The sequence below is a fragment of the Gammaproteobacteria bacterium genome, assembly GCA_022450155.1.
Classification (GTDB): domain Bacteria; phylum Pseudomonadota; class Gammaproteobacteria; order Arenicellales; family UBA868; genus REDSEA-S09-B13.
The window spans coordinates 1-2,982 of sequence record JAKUQR010000068.1; the positions used below are offsets into that span (position 1 = coordinate 1).

At 47.1% G+C, this 2,982-nt stretch carries 4 protein-coding genes; all 4 read right to left on the reverse strand.

What is annotated here, in order from left to right:
* Positions 1 to 194: FAD-binding oxidoreductase (locus tag MK323_15280; protein MCH2483507.1), on the reverse strand; the 194-nt coding region annotated here is incomplete at its 3' end.
* Between the two features lies 1 nt (position 195).
* On the reverse strand, positions 196 to 621 hold the full coding sequence (locus tag MK323_15285; GenBank protein MCH2483508.1) for an acyl-CoA thioesterase: 426 nt from the start codon (positions 619 to 621) through the stop codon (positions 196 to 198).
* A 26-nt stretch (positions 622 to 647) separates the two neighbouring features.
* The gene (locus tag MK323_15290) at positions 648 to 1,538 is read right to left on the reverse strand and encodes a 3-keto-5-aminohexanoate cleavage protein (protein ID MCH2483509.1); all 891 of its coding nucleotides are present in this window, start codon (positions 1,536 to 1,538) and stop codon (positions 648 to 650) included.
* A 134-nt stretch (positions 1,539 to 1,672) separates the two neighbouring features.
* The coding region (locus tag MK323_15295) for a TonB-dependent receptor (GenBank protein ID MCH2483510.1) at positions 1,673 to 2,982 on the reverse strand (1,310 nt) is incomplete at its 5' end.

Sequence of the window (2,982 nt, forward strand, 5' to 3'; positions counted from 1 at the left end):
TTGTGAATTTTTGCAAGGTTATAATTACCCACCAAACTGGGGCACTGACCAGCAGCATGCCAAGTGGAGCCTGATGTCAATTCACCTTTCTCAATCAGCAGAATGTCATCACAACCTTCTTCTGCCAAATGATACAGCAGTGAAACACCCATAATGCCGCCACCGACAATAACAATCCGTGCCTGACTATTCACATCAGTTGTCTGTTTTTTCTATCAAGTGTTTCGACGCCAATTCCCGAAGTGGCTCGGAGATCTTGATGGATTTTCGGGTCTGTAAATCGAAGAGCACACTGGTGCATTCAAGCGTGGCAACCACCTCATGACTGCCAAGATCTCTCATCTCGTAAAAGACCGTGATTGATTTGGTACCGATTTTGGTCAACCCAGCATGGATCTCGAGAAGATCTCCAGCAGCTACTTCTGCTTGGTAATTAATACTATGTCGAACATCGGCCCAAGCGATCTTGCCATCTGCATCACTGGATCCGGTCCATCCAAAGACTTTGTATAATAAGTGGTAAGCCGCATCGTCAAACATGGCTACATAATGGCGGGTGGTAAGATGTCCCAGAACATCACACATCCACGGGTGTGCCACGCTCTTTTGTACTAGATTCATTGGAAAACCTTCATAAGTATTGTCATTTACGAGAGATCCTTAAGACCTAAAGTGTCTCTTGCTTCTGCAGCCGTCTGGATCGAACATCCCATGAGTTGAATTATATTGCAAGCCCTCTCAACCAATTGAGCATTGGATGCAAACACCCCTTTCTCCAGATAAAGATTGTCCTCTAGTCCTACCCGGACATTGCCTCCGAGTAAAACTGCTTGTGCAACCATAGGCATTTCCATCGCACCAACACCGAATCCACCCCAATTGCAACCCTCTGGTATGGCATCCACCATGGTCTTGAACGAAGCGGTATTTGCCTCAGCGGCCCAACGAATACCAAGACACACTTGGAACATAGGCGGACTGTCAAGAAGTCCCTGTGTCATCATGTGTTTGGCAAATGACAATTGACCCAATTCAAATACCTCGAGTTCCGGTTTAACACCAATTTCCTGCAGCCTTTTGGCTCCCTGTTCCAGCATATTTGGTGTCGAAATGTAGACGTAATTGCCTTCCCCATAGTTGAACGAACCGCAATCGAGCGAACAGATTTCCGGCAGGAGTTCCTCAACATGTTTAATCCGTTCCATCATGCCAACGCAGTCCGTAGCCTCACTGAAATTCATCGGTTCATTGTCGGGACCGAGAAAAAGATCACCCCCCATGCCGGTGGTGAGATTAATAATCACATCGACATCACTGCTGCGAATACGCTCCACCACTTCTCGGTAAAGTTCCACCCGTCGACTTGGTTTACCACTATCAGGCTCTCGAACGTGGATGTGTGCTATTGCAGCCCCAGCTTTGGCAGCTTCAATCGCAGCTGTTGCTATTTCCTCAGGAGTCACTGGAATCGCAGGATGCTTGCCAACTGAGTCGCCCGAGCCGGTTACCGCACAACTGACAATAACGTTGCGGTTCATTTGGTGATCTTGGTTTGCCTTACCATTGGAAGTATTCTTGTTTGGGTCATGGATAAAATTATATCAATTTCTCCTCTGCGTAGACAAAAAAAAGGACGGGCCAAAGCCCGTCCTTTATTATCATTCAGCTCAACTCAGAATTTGTAGGTCAAGCGTGCACCCCAAACTTCTCTTGGGGCCATGTACATGGCGTGAGCACCAGAGGTCAATGGTACATCAAAGCCTCCAGCAGCAATTATTTCATCTGTGATATTTCTACCGTAGACCATTGCTTCCCATTTGTCAGCACGAACCCCAGCACGCACGTTGATTAGCTGGCTGGCTTCCTGTGCATCAATTGGGTCAGCGTCACCTGCATAGGTGTAGTCATCGAAGAAACTGACATCGAGACTTAAAAAGAATTGCATGTCTGAACCTATGTCTCTTGTGTAATCAGCAAACACGGCACCATTGTACTTACCAGGTCCACGTGGCTCACCAGACAAATCCTGGTTTCCAACCGCCATGAAACCGGCTGCATTCCAAATCGCTTTGCAATTACCAATGGCTAAATCTGAACCGTAGTGGCTCTGGTGTATATTGGTATAAGAAAAACCTGTGGGATTGTAGGGATTACCCGTTGGATCCATAGCTCTGAAGCTAGCCAATTGTTTTTCAGTACAAGCAGCTGCTGGGAATGAATCGAACTTGGCATCAAGATAAGCGGCGTTAACACCGATTCTAAGATCCGGGGTGGCCTGCCACAACAAATCCATTTCGATTGTGTCCACATCTGAGGAAGCAGCATTGCCGACGACAAAGCCTAAACCGACAAAGGTTGATACTTGTTGGTTGTCGTAATCTGCGTGCGCAGCAGCCCAGTTAAACTGCAATTTACCGTTCGGAAACGTGTGCTTGCCTCCAATTTCATAGGATACTGCGGTCTCGTCATCGTATTCAAAACCAATTCCTGGCACCGTAGGATTTGGAACACGCGCGCCTCCAACTAAACTAAATTCAGGATTCTGGTCATCGGCTGCGTTGTAGCCACCACTTTTATAGCCTTTCGAAAAACTGGCGTAAATCATGTGATTGTCTGCAAGATCCTTCTTGATCACCAAGGAAGGCAACCAATGACTGGTATCTCTTTCAGGAACATTGTCAAAGTTATGTGCCCAGGTATCGAAACTAGCACCCATAATGCCGGCGAGAAATGCATTGGAATTACAGGTTTGCAAACCGGTAGTGTCGGCACCCAAACAGGTTCCCGCAACTATGTGTTTTCTTTCCTCGACGTAACGCACACCAGCGGTTACTGAGAGGCTGTCGCTCATTTGCATGGTGCCTTGAAAATACGCCGCTTTAGATTCAGTTTTTTGGTTCCAGTAGCCAATTCGTGTGGCATGGTCAAACATCGTTTGATAGAGAGAGGCGTCTCCAGGCAGGACTCCAACTGAAACCAAAT

Excerpts from the sequence above, each read along its gene's own strand:
- MK323_15285 (MCH2483508.1), bottom strand. The coding sequence starts at position 621 with ATGAATCTAGTACAAAAGAGCGTGGCACACCCGTGGATGTGTGATGTT.
- MK323_15290 (MCH2483509.1), bottom strand. The coding sequence starts at position 1,538 with ATGAACCGCAACGTTATTGTCAGTTGTGCGGTAACCGGCTCGGGCGAC.